Annotated in this window: 17 protein-coding genes; 15 read left to right on the forward strand and 2 right to left on the reverse strand. The window is 44.4% G+C overall.

Going from position 1 to position 13,713, the window contains the following annotated elements; all coding sequences use genetic code 11:
• The first annotated feature begins 18 nt into the window (after window positions 1-18).
• Together mraY and murD are read left to right on the forward strand one after the other, a co-directional pair.
• Complete coding sequence (mraY, locus tag AB5Z12_RS14070; protein WP_148461137.1) at window positions 19-975, forward strand: phospho-N-acetylmuramoyl-pentapeptide-transferase; 957 nt, start codon at window positions 19-21, stop codon at window positions 973-975.
• 63 nt (window positions 976-1,038) lie between these two features.
• Window positions 1,039-2,394: a UDP-N-acetylmuramoyl-L-alanine--D-glutamate ligase gene (gene murD / locus AB5Z12_RS14075; RefSeq protein WP_148461138.1), complete on the forward strand. Its 1,356-nt coding sequence runs from the start codon at window positions 1,039-1,041 to the stop codon at window positions 2,392-2,394.
• On the opposite strand, the gene AB5Z12_RS14080 is transcribed toward murD, so the two are convergent.
• The gene (locus tag AB5Z12_RS14080; RefSeq protein ID WP_347708922.1) at window positions 2,308-2,541 is read right to left on the reverse strand and encodes a DUF6783 domain-containing protein; all 234 of its coding nucleotides are present in this window, start codon (window positions 2,539-2,541) and stop codon (window positions 2,308-2,310) included. The genes murD and AB5Z12_RS14080 overlap by 87 nt on opposite strands.
• On the opposite strand from AB5Z12_RS14080, the gene AB5Z12_RS14085 reads away from it, so the two are divergent.
• From AB5Z12_RS14085 to ftsZ, 6 genes are all read left to right on the forward strand, one after another.
• Window positions 2,458-2,640, forward strand: coding sequence for a DUF6783 domain-containing protein (locus tag AB5Z12_RS14085; RefSeq protein ID WP_368356764.1), 183 nt, complete (start codon window positions 2,458-2,460; stop codon window positions 2,638-2,640). The genes AB5Z12_RS14080 and AB5Z12_RS14085 overlap by 84 nt on opposite strands.
• The gene (locus AB5Z12_RS14090; protein ID WP_118578202.1) at window positions 2,637-3,719 is read left to right on the forward strand and encodes an FtsW/RodA/SpoVE family cell cycle protein; all 1,083 of its coding nucleotides are present in this window, start codon (window positions 2,637-2,639) and stop codon (window positions 3,717-3,719) included. The genes AB5Z12_RS14085 and AB5Z12_RS14090 overlap by 4 nt, the downstream gene beginning before the upstream one ends.
• Before the next feature lie 58 nt (window positions 3,720-3,777).
• Window positions 3,778-5,046: a UDP-N-acetylglucosamine 1-carboxyvinyltransferase gene (murA, locus tag AB5Z12_RS14095; RefSeq protein WP_148461139.1), complete on the forward strand. Its 1,269-nt coding sequence runs from the start codon at window positions 3,778-3,780 to the stop codon at window positions 5,044-5,046.
• A gap of 6 nt (window positions 5,047-5,052) precedes the next feature.
• On the forward strand, window positions 5,053-6,159 hold the full coding sequence (locus AB5Z12_RS14100) for a cell division protein FtsQ/DivIB (protein ID WP_226836529.1): 1,107 nt from the start codon (window positions 5,053-5,055) through the stop codon (window positions 6,157-6,159).
• Window positions 6,146-6,262, forward strand: coding sequence for a DUF6783 domain-containing protein (locus tag AB5Z12_RS14105; RefSeq protein ID WP_368356765.1), 117 nt, complete (start codon window positions 6,146-6,148; stop codon window positions 6,260-6,262). The genes AB5Z12_RS14100 and AB5Z12_RS14105 overlap by 14 nt, the downstream gene beginning before the upstream one ends.
• A 126-nt stretch (window positions 6,263-6,388) precedes the next feature.
• A complete protein-coding gene (ftsZ, locus tag AB5Z12_RS14110) occupies window positions 6,389-7,552 on the forward strand; it encodes a cell division protein FtsZ (protein ID WP_330382736.1) in 1,164 nt (387 codons plus the stop codon).
• A gap of 137 nt (window positions 7,553-7,689) precedes the next feature.
• Here ftsZ and AB5Z12_RS14115 read toward each other — a convergent pair whose 3' ends face one another.
• Window positions 7,690-8,010 carry a DUF1540 domain-containing protein gene (locus AB5Z12_RS14115; RefSeq protein WP_148461140.1) on the reverse strand — a complete coding sequence of 107 codons (321 nt, stop codon included), beginning with the start codon at window positions 8,008-8,010 and terminating at the stop codon, window positions 7,690-7,692.
• A gap of 474 nt (window positions 8,011-8,484) precedes the next feature.
• Here AB5Z12_RS14115 and infC point away from each other — a divergent pair, with 474 nt between their 5' ends.
• The 7 genes from infC to AB5Z12_RS14150 all read left to right on the forward strand — a co-directional run bounded on the left by infC (window position 8,485) and on the right by AB5Z12_RS14150 (window position 13,711).
• Complete coding sequence (gene infC / locus AB5Z12_RS14120) at window positions 8,485-8,979, forward strand: translation initiation factor IF-3 (protein WP_118578206.1); 495 nt, start codon at window positions 8,485-8,487, stop codon at window positions 8,977-8,979.
• Window positions 8,980-9,067: 88 nt separating this feature from the next.
• Window positions 9,068-9,265, forward strand: a complete 198-nt coding sequence (rpmI, locus tag AB5Z12_RS14125; RefSeq protein WP_117850817.1) for a 50S ribosomal protein L35 — start codon at window positions 9,068-9,070, stop codon at window positions 9,263-9,265.
• A 40-nt stretch (window positions 9,266-9,305) separates the two neighbouring features.
• Window positions 9,306-9,662 (forward strand): 50S ribosomal protein L20, encoded by a 357-nt coding sequence (gene rplT, locus AB5Z12_RS14130; protein WP_117850812.1) that lies wholly within the window; start codon window positions 9,306-9,308, stop codon window positions 9,660-9,662.
• A 351-nt stretch (window positions 9,663-10,013) separates the two neighbouring features.
• On the forward strand, window positions 10,014-10,142 hold the full coding sequence (locus AB5Z12_RS14135; RefSeq protein ID WP_255610517.1) for a hypothetical protein: 129 nt from the start codon (window positions 10,014-10,016) through the stop codon (window positions 10,140-10,142).
• Window positions 10,143-10,190: 48 nt separating this feature from the next.
• Complete coding sequence (locus AB5Z12_RS14140) at window positions 10,191-11,351, forward strand: ABC transporter substrate-binding protein (protein WP_118578207.1); 1,161 nt, start codon at window positions 10,191-10,193, stop codon at window positions 11,349-11,351.
• Window positions 11,352-11,742: 391 nt separating this feature from the next.
• Window positions 11,743-12,627 carry a branched-chain amino acid ABC transporter permease gene (locus tag AB5Z12_RS14145; protein ID WP_118578208.1) on the forward strand — a complete coding sequence of 295 codons (885 nt, stop codon included), beginning with the start codon at window positions 11,743-11,745 and terminating at the stop codon, window positions 12,625-12,627.
• Between the two features lie 10 nt (window positions 12,628-12,637).
• On the forward strand, window positions 12,638-13,711 hold the full coding sequence (locus AB5Z12_RS14150; RefSeq protein ID WP_173716612.1) for a branched-chain amino acid ABC transporter permease: 1,074 nt from the start codon (window positions 12,638-12,640) through the stop codon (window positions 13,709-13,711).
• The last annotated feature ends 2 nt before the right edge of the window (window positions 13,712-13,713 follow it).

Here is a 13,713-nt window from a genome sequence, read left to right on the forward strand (position 1 = left end):
AATTAAAGAGGTGTGAGGATGGAATTTCATATTGTGATCCCGGTACTGATTTCCTTCGCAATCAGTGCAGTATTAGGACCTGTTATTATTCCTTTTCTGCGTAAGCTGAAAATGGGACAGACAGAGAGAACAGAGGGCGTACAGTCGCATCTGAAAAAGGCCGGAACCCCGACTATGGGCGGCGTGATCTTTCTGATATCCACGATTATTACTTCATTGTTTTATGTAAAAGATTATCCCAAGATTATCCCGGTTCTGTTCCTGACTCTGGGATTCGGACTGATCGGTTTTCTGGATGATTATCTGAAGGTAGTCCTTAGAAGATCTGACGGACTTCTTCCATGGCAGAAATTTCTGCTTCAGGTAGTGGTAACAGGTATTTTTACTTTCTACCTGCTGCGGTATACAGATGTGTCTCTGACCATGCGTATTCCATTCTGGGGGGGACATTATCTGAATCTTGGCTGGCTGGCTGTACCGGTGCTGTTCTTTGCAGTGATCGGAACTGTAAATGGCGTAAACTTTACTGACGGTGTAGATGGTCTTGCTACCAGCGTTACCCTGATCGTAGCCGTATTTTTCACGGTTGTATCCATTGGAACCCAGTCAGGTATCGAGCCTGTCACCTGTGCTGTTATCGGCGGACTGATGGGATTTTTACTTTATAATGTATACCCGGCAAGTGTGTTCATGGGAGATACAGGATCTCTGGCGCTTGGTGGATTTGTGGCAGGTGTGGCTTATATGCTGCAGATGCCTCTGTTTATACTGATCGTGGGACTGATCTATCTGGTTGAGGTATTGTCCGTTATGATCCAGGTAACCTATTTCAAAGCAACACATGGCAAACGTATTTTCAAAATGGCGCCTATCCATCATCATTTTGAGCTTTGCGGATGGTCAGAAGCCAGAGTAGTTGCAGTGTTTACTATTGTGACTGCAATTATGTGCCTGATCGGACTTTTAGCCCTGTAAGAGCTGCCTGAAAAGGGAGAATTCCGGGGCATCCATTGCAAGGCATTAAGGAGGAAATAAATCATGGAATTAAAAGGAAAAAAAGTTCTGGTTTTCGGAGCCGGAAAAAGCGGTATCGGCGCAGCTGATCTTCTGAATGCAGTTGGTGCCTGCCCGGTTCTCTACGATGGAAAAGCAGATCTGGATAAAGAAAGCGTATTACATAAAATCAGTGGAAATTATGAACTTCCCATCTATGCAGGAGAGCTGCCGAAAGAAGTTCAGGAAAGCCTGGACCTTGTGGTATTAAGTCCTGGAGTTCCCACAGATCTTCCAATTGTAAAAGGTTTTTATGATCAGGGACTTCCTGTGTGGGGCGAGGTTGAACTGGCTTATCAGACTGGAAAGGGTGAAGTTCTTGCAATTACCGGAACAAACGGAAAAACTACAACAACAGCCCTTCTTGGGAAAATCATGTCAGATGCACGCCCATCTGTATTTGTTGTTGGAAATATTGGAACTCCGTATACTTCCAAGTCACTGGAGATGACAGATGAGACGGTCACGGTTGCAGAGATCAGCAGCTTCCAGCTTGAGACTATCTGGAAATTTGCTCCAAGGGTAAGCGCCATTTTGAATATCACAGAGGATCATCTGAACCGTCATCATACAATGGCTGAGTATATCCGCGTGAAAGAGCTGATCACAAGCAACCAGGGTCCGGAGGATGTATGTGTGCTGAATTATGAGGATGAAATCCTTCGTGAATTTGGCAAAAGCATTGTGCCAAAGGCTGTATATTTTTCCAGTGCAAGAGAACTTGAACAGGGTATTTTCCTGAGAGGAGACCAGATTATTCTTCGTACAGAGAAAGAGGAGATTCCGGTTGTGAGAACAGGGGAACTGAAGCTTCTTGGTACGCACAATTTTGAGAATGTAATGGCAGCAGTGGCCATGGCTTACTACGCAGGTGTTGATATGGATAGCATCCGTAGGAGTATCTGTGAGTTTACAGCCGTGGAGCACAGAATTGAGTATGTAACTGAGAAAAACGGTGTGGCATATTATAACGATTCAAAGGGAACCAACCCGGATGCGGCTATTAAGGGAATCCAGGCAATGAACCGTCCGACTCTTCTGATCGGCGGCGGATATGATAAGGAATCCAGCTATGATGAGTGGATCCAGGCATTTGACGGCAAAGTAAGGTATCTGGTACTTATTGGTCAGACGAAAGAGAAAATTAAGGCTGCGGCTGAGAAGAATGGCTTTCATGATGTTATTCTCTGTGAGGATCTGAAAGAAGCTGTGCAGGTGTGTGCGGATAAGGCAAACGCCGGGGACGCGGTCCTTTTATCTCCTGCATGCGCAAGCTGGGGTCAGTTTGACAATTATGAGCAGAGAGGCCAGATGTTTAAGGAGTATGTGAGAGCACTGTAATATACCGCAAATTGCAGCGTACATCTTGAAGAAAGCCTTTTGGAGGCATGCTCTGGAGCTTGTTTGAAAAATCATTCCTGTAATCTGCACGTTCCGTTTTGCAGTATATTTCACTCGAACTCGGTTGTCGTAGCCATAGAATGTGATTGGCGGCAGGTACAGAAACTTATGATTTATTTCATAGAATACCCGGATCTGGCATATGCTTTAACCAAGGCATGGGACGTCAGGAGCAGATCTCTATGATCCGGGAGCGAAAGAAAGAAACGAAAACAGACACGGTCTTACTGATCCTTGTGCTGCTTCTGGCAGTATTCGGACTGGTCATGCTGTTTTCCATCAGTGAATATAATGGCAGAGTACGTTTCGGCGACTCTGCCTATTATTTTAAAAAGCAGCTTTTTGCAACAGCTCTGGGCCTTATGACCATGTACATAGTAGCAGAGACAGATTACAGATTCTTTGTTCGGCTGGCACCGGCTGCTTATCTCTTATCTATGGGACTTTCTACAGCAGTTTTATTTGTAGGACAGGAAATCAATGGCTCCAGAAGGTGGCTGAATTTTGGACCGTTGTCTTTTCAGCCTTCGGAATTTGCAAAAGCAGCAGTGATCCTTTTTCTCACCTGGCAGATCCAGGGAAGCAAAAAGACTACAGCTGGCTTCTGGTTTATGTGCAGGACAATGCTGACACTTCTTCCAATTGTAGGACTGGTAGGCTCCAATAACCTAAGTACGGCAATCATAATCCTTGGAATCGGTGTAATCCTGATTTTTATATCAGATCCGGGATATGCCAGATTTGTTGGAATGGGAGTGACTGGTGCAGCAGTGATCGCAGTGTTTCTGGCAGCAGAGAGCTACCGTCTGGAAAGGCTTGCCATATGGCGGAATCCGGAGAAGTATGAAAAGGGTTTTCAGACCATTCAGGGACTTTATGCTATTGGAAGCGGCGGGCTTTTCGGAAGAGGATTTGGCAGCAGCCTGCAGAAACTGGGATTTGTGCCGGAAGCCCAGAATGATATGATCTTTTCCATTATCTGCGAAGAACTGGGACTGACCGGAGCTTTTTTTCTCATTGGCATATTTGGGCTTCTTATGTGGAGACTGATGGTGATTGCCCTTCACTGCCGGGAACTGCAGGGAACACTTTTATGCGTTGGCATTATGAGCCATATGGCCATTCAGGTGATCCTGAATATTGCGGTGGTGACAAACACCATTCCAAATACAGGAATCACGCTTCCCTTTATCAGCTATGGCGGAACCTCAGTGGTGTTTCTTCTGGGCGAGATGGGGCTGGCTTTGAGCGTAAGCAGAAAATGAAATTTTATCACCAGTCAGAAATATTCGCATACAATAAAAGGTAAGAGGCCCTTTAGGAGTGAATGGCTTGAATGACCGGATTTACATTGAGGGAGGACACCAGCTGAAGGGAAGTATTCGGATACAGGGCTCAAAAAATGCAGCGCTTCCTATGATGGCGGCGTCTCTTTTACATCGGGGAGTCAGTGTGCTCAAAGGCTGTCCGCGGATCGCGGATGTTTTTTGTATGGAGGAAATTCTTCAGAAGCTTGGGGCAGTGACCTGGTGGGAAGACCATGATCTGTATATGGACTGCGAAAATGCCGGTAAATGGTCAGTTCCTTTTGAATTTACAGGGAGGATGAGGTCTTCCGTGATTCTTCTTGGAGCGCTTCTCGCAAGAAATGGGAAAGGAAGCCTTGGCTATCCAGGTGGGTGCGTGATCGGGAAAAGACCTATTGATATGCATCTTTTTGTGCTTCGGAAGCTTGGCGCAGTGGTCACAGAGGAACAGGGAGTTTTGATGGCAGAAGCACCTCATCTGCAAGGGGCATTGGTTTCTTTTTCAAAAAGAAGTGTGGGAGCTACCCAGCAGGGCATTTTAGGAGCCGTGCTTGCAGAGGGAGAGACTGTATTGGAAAATTGTGCCTGTGAGCCGGAAATACAGTGGCTTTGCAGGTATATGCGTTCCATGGGAGCAAAAATACAGGGGGATGGAACTTCTGAAATAAGAATCCAGGGAGTTAAAAGCCTAAGTGCCGGGTGCATTCAGGTGCCGCCAGACCGCATTGTGTCAGGAACCTATATCTGTGCGGCAGCTATAACCAGAAGCCAGATCGTTCTGGAAAACCCTCCGGAAGGAGAACTGAAGGCCTTTCTGGAAGTATATAGGAAAATGGGTGGACAATATAAAGGTAACAGTGGTAAACTATTAGTCAATGGAAAAAATGTTCAAAGCCCTGTTAAACTGCTGGAAACGGGTGTTTATCCAGGATTTCCAACAGATCTGCAGTCTCCCGTAATGGCAGTTCTTTCCACCATAGAGGGGGAAAGCTGCATTCGTGAAATGGTTTTCGAAGACCGTTATAAAGCAGCTGACCAGTTGCGGAAAATGGGAGCCAGGATCCGCGTACAGGGAAATGAGGCTGTAATCTGCGGTGTAAAGACTTTACATGGAGCAGCTGTGCAGGCACAGGAATTAAGAGGCGGTGCAGCCCTGATCCTGGCAGCACTTGGGGCCAAGGGAGTTACCGCACTGGAAGGATATTCTTTTGTACAGCGTGGGTATGAGCATATTTGCCAGGATCTTAATGCGTTGGGAGCAGCAGTAAAAAGGATACAGGAATAACAATATATGAAATCACTGAAAATGAAGCTGATCTATAGAAAACATAAGAAAGCGATTCTGGGTACCCTGGGGGCAGTTCTGCTGGCAGGACTTGTCTTTTTCTTTTCCTATTTTCATGTGACAAAGGTGGAGGTAATGGGAACCTCCCGTTACACGGATGAACAGGTGAAGGAGATGGCTTTGCAGGGGGCTTTTACGGATAATTCCGTTCTTGCAGTTTTGCTCCATTCCAGGGTGGACGTAGAGGGTGTGCCTTTTGTGGAAGGCTTTCATATTACCAGGCTTTCTCATAACAGTATCTGCATCAGTGTCCGGGAAAAGAAGGCGGTAGGCTGCATTCCTTATCTGGACAGTTATATTTATTTTGACAGAAACGGTATTTTTATTGAAAGTTCTCATACAAGGGATGAACTGGTGCCTTTTTTTGACGGCATTGAAGTAAGCCATGTGATCGAAGGGGAGAAGCTTCCAATTAAAGGAAACTCGGTGCTTACCACTGCGGTGGCGCTGTCAACTATTTTCCAGAAGAACGATGCCATACCGGATCATATTGAATTTGACACCAGTTATCAGATTACCTTGACTTATGGAGATATCCGGGTGATGCTGGGAAAGGACGAGTATCTTGAGGACAAGATGACACGTGTCAACGCAATTTTGCCCAAGCTTTCTGGCAAAAAGGGAATCCTTCATCTGGAAAATGTAAATGACAATTCCAAGACGATTACCTTCGAGCAGGATCTGGGCGAGGATGGCGTGATTGAGGATGTGGATACTGCGGCTGCTTACGAGAATGCAGTGGCTAACTGGCATGGAGGGTATGACCTGGAGGGTGACTATACCGGTGAAGGGGAATATGACCAGAACGGAAACTATGTAGGCTCCAGACCTACTGAGGAGAGTATTGCTGCAAATGGCAGCTGGCTTGGCGGATATATGGAAGATGGAAGCTATACCGGTTATGGGCAGCTGGATAAAGATGGAAATTATGTAGGTCCCAATCCCAATGAAACCAGTGAAGATGGAAGCGAAGAGGAGCTTGAAGATTACAGTGAGGACTACAGCGAAGACTATAATAACAGCGGTTATGACGGGTACGATGAGGAATATTAGAGAGTGTCTGAAAATCTCCTGTAAATGTGATGCACATTTTGCAGAAAGCCTTTTTCAAACACACTCTGAGGAAAATATCGCGTATTTCGCGAAAAAAGTATAAAAAAACAAAATTAGTGGTTGATAAATTCACAAAAAAAATATATGATATAGCTATATGCAGCTTGGTATATATATTTGCTGAAATTAAAGATAAAGGATATAAGGTAGAAATAAAGGAGGAAGTACATTGTTAGAGATAATGTCAAATGAGGCGGAATCCTCTGCTAAGATTATTGTAATCGGAGTAGGCGGCGCCGGAAATAACGCAGTTAACAGAATGGTTGAAGAAGCCATCGGCGGGGTAGAGTTTGTAGGAGTGAATACAGATAAGCAGGCTCTGACTCTGTGTAAAGCTCCAACTGTACTTCAGATCGGTGAGAAAATTACCAAAGGTCTTGGTGCAGGAGCACAGCCTGAGGTTGGACAGAAAGCAGCAGAAGAGAGCATTGAGGAAGTAAAACAGATCATCGAAGGTGCTGACATGGTATTCGTTACCTGCGGTATGGGCGGTGGAACTGGTACAGGTGCTGCACCGGTTATCGCAGCAGCAGCTAAGGAAATGGGGATCCTCACTGTAGGTGTTGTGACCAAACCTTTCCGTTTTGAAGCTAAGACACGTATGAACAACGCACTTGCAGGTATTGAGAACCTGAAGAAGGCTGTTGATACATTAATTGTAATTCCTAATGACAAATTACTGGAGATTGTAGATCGCCGCACAACTATGCCGGAAGCACTTCGTAAAGCAGACGAGGTTCTGCAGCAGGCAGTTCAGGGCATCACAGATCTGATCAATCTGCCGGCTCTTATCAACCTTGACTTTGCTGATGTTCAGACGGTTATGACAGATAAAGGTATTGCACACATTGGTATCGGTGAGGCAAGAGGCGATGACAAGGCTATGGAGGCTGTACAGCAGGCTGTATCCTCTCCGCTTCTTGAGACTACCATCAAGGGTGCTACACACGTTATCATCAACATTTCCGGTGATATTTCCCTTATGGACGCAAATGATGCTGCAAGCTATGTACAGGAGCTTACAGGTGAAGATGCAAATATCATCTTTGGTGCTATGTATGATGACTCTGTTGCTGATTATGCGAGAATCACTGTTATTGCTACAGGCCTTTCTGATAATGCACAGGCATCCAATCCATTTGGAAATAAGGCAAGCAACTCTGTATTTGCCAATAAGAGACCTGCTTCCACTACAGCGTCTGCTGGTGTGAATCTGAACATGCCGTCTTTCAGCATGCCGACTATGAATGCTACACCATTCACAGCGAAGACACCATCCAGCACTGTTCAGAAGAAAGATATCCAGATCCCGGATTTCTTAAGAAACAGATAATGAATGGAAATTAAAAGGCCCTCGCACATTTGTGCGGGGGCTGTTTTTAAATTTGCGGTTATTTTCTGGAATCTGTTTGAAAAATTTTTGCAGAAAGCCTTTTTCAGACACGTTCTAGAGCCTGTTTCAAACACGCTCTAGCACTGGCATTCAAAGGTATCGCATTTTGTTTCGGAACATACTTTTGCACCGCTTCCGGCTACATCAATAGCAGCTGCGGTACATTTGCAGTTTTCGTTATAGGTACAGTTGTGGGCTTTGCAGTCAATCTGGATGGTCTCACATCCACAGCCGTTTTTGGCACTGTTCATGGCACCCTGGCTCTTTTCCCGGAAGCTTCCGCAGGATGTTTCTTCAGAACTTTTTGCACTGTCACCCATGACGTTGATTTCCCCTCTGGAACAAAGCATATCTTCATTGTAAGCACAGGTTGTTGCGGAACATTTTAAAATTGTCATGTTTTTTACCTCCTGATTTTGTATGCTTGATTTTGCAAACATTTGCAGTTGTTCAGCAGACCGTATTTCATGAGGGCACTAAACCGCTGCAGCAGTCTTAGTTTTTCCTGTGCCTGCAAAAAATATGCACAAATTTATAAGAAAAAAATTATTAGAAAAAATAAAAAAACATCTTGACTTTCACAATAAGGCATGATATTATACGACAGTACGTGATGAAAAGAAAGCAGAGTTCACTCTCACCTCAGCGCATACTTAGATGCGGCTCGGGTTCATATTGCACAGCAGCGCGTGACTTAGTTCGCGAGTGTAATAGGAGAAGTGTGGATTCTGTCCGCACTTTTTTTATATTTGCGGCGTCAGGTATCAGGCAGGAATTTCTTCCTGCGAAGGGGAATGAGAGTCCAGAAGTTAAAAACTGGATCAGAACAGATCATCTATCAGGTATGGAGGTGCACGACAATTAGCAATTTAATGATTAACGAACAAATCAGAGACAAAGAGGTACGCTTAATCGGACCGGACGGAGAGCAGCTCGGAATTATGTCCGCAAGAGAAGCAATGGCCAAAGCTCAGGAGGCAGAGCTTGATTTAGTAAAGATTGCCCCACAGGCAAAGCCGCCGGTATGTAAGATCATTGATTATGGTAAATATCGCTACGAACTTGCCAGAAAAGAGAAAGAAGCCAAGAAAAAGCAGAAGACCATCGATGTCAAAGAAGTGCGTCTTTCACCAAATATTGATACCAATGACCTGAATACAAAGGCTGGGGCAGCGCGCAAATTCCTTACCAAGGGCGACAGAGTGAAGGTTACTCTTCGTTTCCGCGGAAGAGAGATGGCACACATGTCAAGCAGCAAGCACGTTCTGGATGATTTTGCCGATATGCTGAAGGACATTGCTGTAGTTGAGAAGGCACCTAAGGTAGAAGGCAGAAGCATGACAATGTTTTTAGCACAGAAACACTAGGATGTTGCATTCATTTGGAGAGACACCCTGAGGGTGTCAGGCTGGATGAGGGACATTAAATAGATACGATATTAAGGAGGAAATTACAATGCCAAAAATTAAAACTTGTAGAGCAGCAGCAAAGCGCTTCAAAAAAACAGGAACAGGAAAATTAGTAAGAAATAAAGCTTACAAGAGCCATATCTTAACAAAGAAATCTCAGAAGAGAAAGAGAAATCTCAGAAAAGCTACTGTTGTTGATTCTACTAATGTTAAGAGCATGAAGAAAGCATTACCGTATTTATAAGATATAGCATAGAAGAAGACGAACAGGAGGAAAATAAGAAATGGCAAGAATTAAAGGCGGATTAAACGCAAAGAAGAAACATAATCGTGTATTAAAACTGGCAAAGGGCTACAGAGGAGCTCGTTCCAAACAGTATAGAGTAGCAAAACAGTCTGTTATGCGTGCACTTACCAGCTCCTACGCTGGAAGAAAGCAGAAGAAACGTCAGTTCAGACAGCTCTGGATCGCACGTATCAACGCTGCTGCAAGAATGAACGGATTATCCTACAGCAAAATGATGCACGGCCTTAAAGTTGCAAACATCGACATCAACAGAAAGATGCTTGCTGAGATGGCTGTAAATGATGCTCAGGGATTCGCAGCACTTGCTGAGATCGCTAAGAAAGCAATTGCTTAATTGAAATAAATAGGATATTTGAATGGGAGATGGGTGACCATCTCCTTTTTTTATCCCGGAGTCTGCAAAAAAATCATTCCTGCAATCTGAAGGTCTCACCTTGTGGTTAATTTTGTCCGAATTGATTTTTTAAACACATTCCAATATGAGCATAATACAAAATATGAAATCAGCATGAAAGTATGTCCTGCAACGTACGTTTGTACGTCACAGAAACAACATAAACAGAAAAAATTGGTCATTGTAACGGAAATTTCTTTTGCAATTCTAAAAAAACTATAAAATTTTCTATTGCAATCAAAAAAACAGAATGCTATAATCATAACATTAAAGTAGTAAAGAGAAGAAGTTATGGAAGCCAAAGCCGGCTGGGAAACCACCAGTGGGCTTTTATACTATCTCAGTGTTGCAGAACCTGTTCCCAAAATCATTCCTGCAATCTGCATGCCATGTTTTTCGGATATGCCTTGGGCACCATGAGAGGCGAGATGACAGACGCTCTTACATAAATTAAGGAGGAGATTTATTATGAGAAATCTGAAAAAAGTACTCAGCATTACTGCAGCCGCAGCAATGGCAGTATCCACAGTAACACCTGTATCTGTATTTGCAGAGAGCGAGGAAACCTTCAAGATTGGTGTCATCGGACCTATGACAGGAGATTATGCACAGTATGGTAATGGTGTATATAATGCAGCTAAGATCGCAGCAGATGAGATCAATGCAAACGGCGGATTCAATGGATATCAGGTAGAAATCCTTGACGCTGGCGACGATCAGGGAGATCCGGAGAAAGCAGTTAACGCTTACAATGACCTTCTTGACAAAGGAATGCAGATGCTTTGCGGTACCGTTACCTCCGGTGCTTGTATCGCAGTAGGTGCAGAGGCAGCTGATAGTACATTCCTCTTCACACCGTCTGCAACAGCAGTAGATAGCATTACCGCTGGTGACAATGAGTTCCGTATGTGCTTTACAGACCCAATGCAGGGAACGAAATCTGCTGAGTATATTTCTGAGAAAGGTCTTGCTACGAAGGTAGCTACCCTCTACGATTCCATGGCTGATTACAACTCAGGTGTACATGATGCATTCGTTGCAGCCTGCGCTGATTACGGCCTTGAGGTTGTAGCTGATGAAGCATACACAACTGATAACAACACAGACTTTTCCGTACAGCTTGGAAAGATCAAAGACAGTGGCGCTGAGCTCCTGTTCCTTCCGAACTACTATTCTGACAACGCTCTGATTCTTCAGCAGGCTCATGACCTTGGTCTTGACATGAAGATTTTTGGTGTTGATGGTATGGATGGAATCCTGAATGTTGAGAACTTTGATAAATCTCTTGCAGAAGGCGTTATGCTTCTAACACCATTTTCTGCTACAGGCGATGATGAGGCAACTGTAAAATTTGTTAAAGCATATGGCGATGCAAACAATGGTGAGACACCAAATCAGTTTGCAGCAGATACATATGATGTACTTTACGCTATGCAGGCAGCAGCAAATGATGCTGGCATCACACCAGATATGTCAAATGAAGACATCAGTGCAGCAATGTCTGCTTCCATGCTGAATATTACTCTTGATGGTCTTACAGGAGAAGCTAAATGGACAGAAGACGGTGAGTGCGATAAAGCACCTAAGGCTTATGTGATCAAAGATGGCGTTTACGCTTCTATGGAGTAATTATAAGAATAGAGCCATTGTGCCGGTCATACGGCAGAGGCTTTAACCATTTCCCTGATTGCGCAGGGGATGGCCGTTAGCAAGGGGGAGACGGTTACCTGTGGGTCCGTCTCCTTCTTTGCAATTACAGAAATGATTGTTGTTTCAGTCTGAGACAACAAACGGACAGGTGGCCTGTCGGCGACATCATGATATAGGAAAGTCAGCTGCCGTCCGGGACATTCATAGTAAATAACTGGAGCGTGTCTGAAAATTTACTTCCGCTTTTTCGTGTCAGAAAGTGACAGGAAGCTTTACAGTGGGAAAAGCCGGGAATGAATTTTCAAACACGCTCGTGAAAAAGAAAAATCAGTTACTATCTACAGTAATAAATCCAGTTAAGAGGTGCATTATGAGTTTTATATCCTATTTAAAAGATGGTATCAGCCTGGGCAGTATCTATGCGATCATCGCTCTCGGCTATACAATGGTATATGGTATTGCAAAAATGCTGAACTTTGCACATGGTGATGTTATCATGGTTGGAGCATTTGTAATTCTTACCGCAGTTACCAAAGCCAGTATGTCACCAATCCTGGCAATCATTCTTTCTGTTGTGATCTGTACTGTTGCCGGTGTTGTCATTGAGGCAGTTGCATACAGACCTCTTCGTAAGGCTTCATCGAATCTGGCAGTTCTGATCACTGCAATCGGTGTCAGCTATCTGCTTCAGAACCTGGCGCTTTTAATTTTTGGCGCAGATGCAAAGAGCTTTGTTCCGGTTATCAATGTTCCGTCTCTGGAGCTGTTTGGCGGACAGCTTACGATTAAAGGTGTTACGATCGTAACAATCCTTGCCTGTATTGTGATTATGGTTGGTCTTCAGCTTTTTGTAAAGAAAACAAAACCGGGGCGTGCCATGCAGGCTGTTTCCGAGGACCGTGACGCCGCACAGCTGATGGGTGTCAACGTAAATGCAACCATTTCCCTTACCTTTGCAATCGGTTCCGGACTTGCTGCAATTGCAGGACTTCTCCTTTGCTCCGCATATCCTACACTGACTCCTTATACAGGCGCAATGCCTGGTATCAAGGCTTTCGTAGCGGCAGTATTCGGTGGAATCGGTTCTATCCCAGGAGCAATGGTTGGAGGAATTCTCCTTGGTGTTATTGAGATTTTCAGTAAGGCCTATATTTCCTCTCAGGTTGCAGATGCAATTGTATTTGCAGTTTTGATCATCGTGCTGCTTGTAAAACCATCTGGTCTGTTCGGCAAGAACATCCAGGAGAAAGTATGAGGTGGCCGATATGAAAAAAAATATGAACAAAACAACAAAAAACAATTTTATTACATATGGTATGGTAATCGCAATCTTCGTTGTGGTACAGATCCTTTCCTCTACAGGAAACCTGTCCAGACTGCTTACCGGCCTTCTGGTACCCATCTGTGTGTACATTATCGCATCTCTTTCCCTGAATCTGGTAGTCGGTTATTCCGGAGAGCTGAGTCTTGGACACGCAGGATTTATGTGCGTTGGAGCCTATTCCAGTGCTCTGTTTTCCCATGTTACCAGTGATGTGCTTCCGTCTGTTCCAAGATTGATTCTTGCATTGCTGGTAGGTGCTGCCGTGGCTGCTGTCTTCGGTGTGCTGATCGGTATCCCGGTACTGAGACTTCGGGGAGACTATCTGGCAATCGTAACCCTGGCATTTGGTGAGATTATTAAGAACCTGATCAATATTCTGTATGTTGGTGTGGATGATAAAGGGCTTCACGTTGCAACAAGCGCAGCCAACCTGAAGCTGGATCCAGGCGGAAAACAGATCATCAAGGGTGCTCTCGGTGTTTCCGGTACTGCAACCTTATATAAAGATATTAAGGATTATTTCTTCCTGATCGGTGTGATTCTGGTTCTGGTCGTTCTGTTTATTATCCAGAATCTGGTAAACTCCAGAAGCGGACGTGCCATTACATCTACCCGTGATAACCGTATTGCAGCTGAGTCCATCGGTATCAACGTAACAAAGAATAAGCTGCTTGCATTTACTATTTCCGCTGCAATTGCCGGTGTAGCAGGTGTACTTTATGCCCACAACCTTTCCATGCTGAAGGTTTCTATTTTTGACTACAACATGTCCATCACCATTCTGGTATATGTAATTCTTGGTGGTATGGGAAATCTTCGCGGAAGTATTCTGGCAACGATTGTGCTTTATGCACTTCCCGAGCTGCTTCGTGGATTCTCCACCTACCGTATGCTGATTTATGCAATCGTAATGATCACAATGATGCTTTTCAACTGGGCTCCTGCAGCTAGAGATTTCAGAAGCCGTATTGTTGAAAAAATCAAAGGTCACGTGAAAGAAAAGGAGGCAGCTTAATT

It is taken from the genome of Ruminococcus sp. RTP21358st1_G6_RTP21358_211008, from assembly GCF_040908885.1.
GTDB classification, from domain to species: Bacteria; Bacillota; Clostridia; order Lachnospirales; family Lachnospiraceae; genus Blautia_A; species Blautia_A faecis.

Coding starts and splice junctions, on each gene's coding strand:
- AB5Z12_RS14140 (WP_118578207.1), top strand. CDS start 10,191: ATGAGAAATCTGAAAAAAGTACTCAGCATTACTGCAGCCGCAGCAATG.
- murD (WP_148461138.1), top strand. CDS start 1,039: ATGGAATTAAAAGGAAAAAAAGTTCTGGTTTTCGGAGCCGGAAAAAGC.
- AB5Z12_RS14150 (WP_173716612.1), top strand. CDS start 12,638: ATGAAAAAAAATATGAACAAAACAACAAAAAACAATTTTATTACATAT.
- AB5Z12_RS14100 (WP_226836529.1), top strand. CDS start 5,053: ATGAAATCACTGAAAATGAAGCTGATCTATAGAAAACATAAGAAAGCG.
- rpmI (WP_117850817.1), top strand. CDS start 9,068: ATGCCAAAAATTAAAACTTGTAGAGCAGCAGCAAAGCGCTTCAAAAAA.
- AB5Z12_RS14135 (WP_255610517.1), top strand. CDS start 10,014: ATGGAAGCCAAAGCCGGCTGGGAAACCACCAGTGGGCTTTTATACTAT.
- AB5Z12_RS14145 (WP_118578208.1), top strand. CDS start 11,743: ATGAGTTTTATATCCTATTTAAAAGATGGTATCAGCCTGGGCAGTATC.
- AB5Z12_RS14115 (WP_148461140.1), bottom strand. CDS start 8,010: ATGACAATTTTAAAATGTTCCGCAACAACCTGTGCTTACAATGAAGAT.
- AB5Z12_RS14105 (WP_368356765.1), top strand. CDS start 6,146: ATGAGGAATATTAGAGAGTGTCTGAAAATCTCCTGTAAATGTGATGCA.
- mraY (WP_148461137.1), top strand. CDS start 19: ATGGAATTTCATATTGTGATCCCGGTACTGATTTCCTTCGCAATCAGT.
- AB5Z12_RS14090 (WP_118578202.1), top strand. CDS start 2,637: ATGATCCGGGAGCGAAAGAAAGAAACGAAAACAGACACGGTCTTACTG.
- rplT (WP_117850812.1), top strand. CDS start 9,306: ATGGCAAGAATTAAAGGCGGATTAAACGCAAAGAAGAAACATAATCGT.
- infC (WP_118578206.1), top strand. CDS start 8,485: ATGATTAACGAACAAATCAGAGACAAAGAGGTACGCTTAATCGGACCG.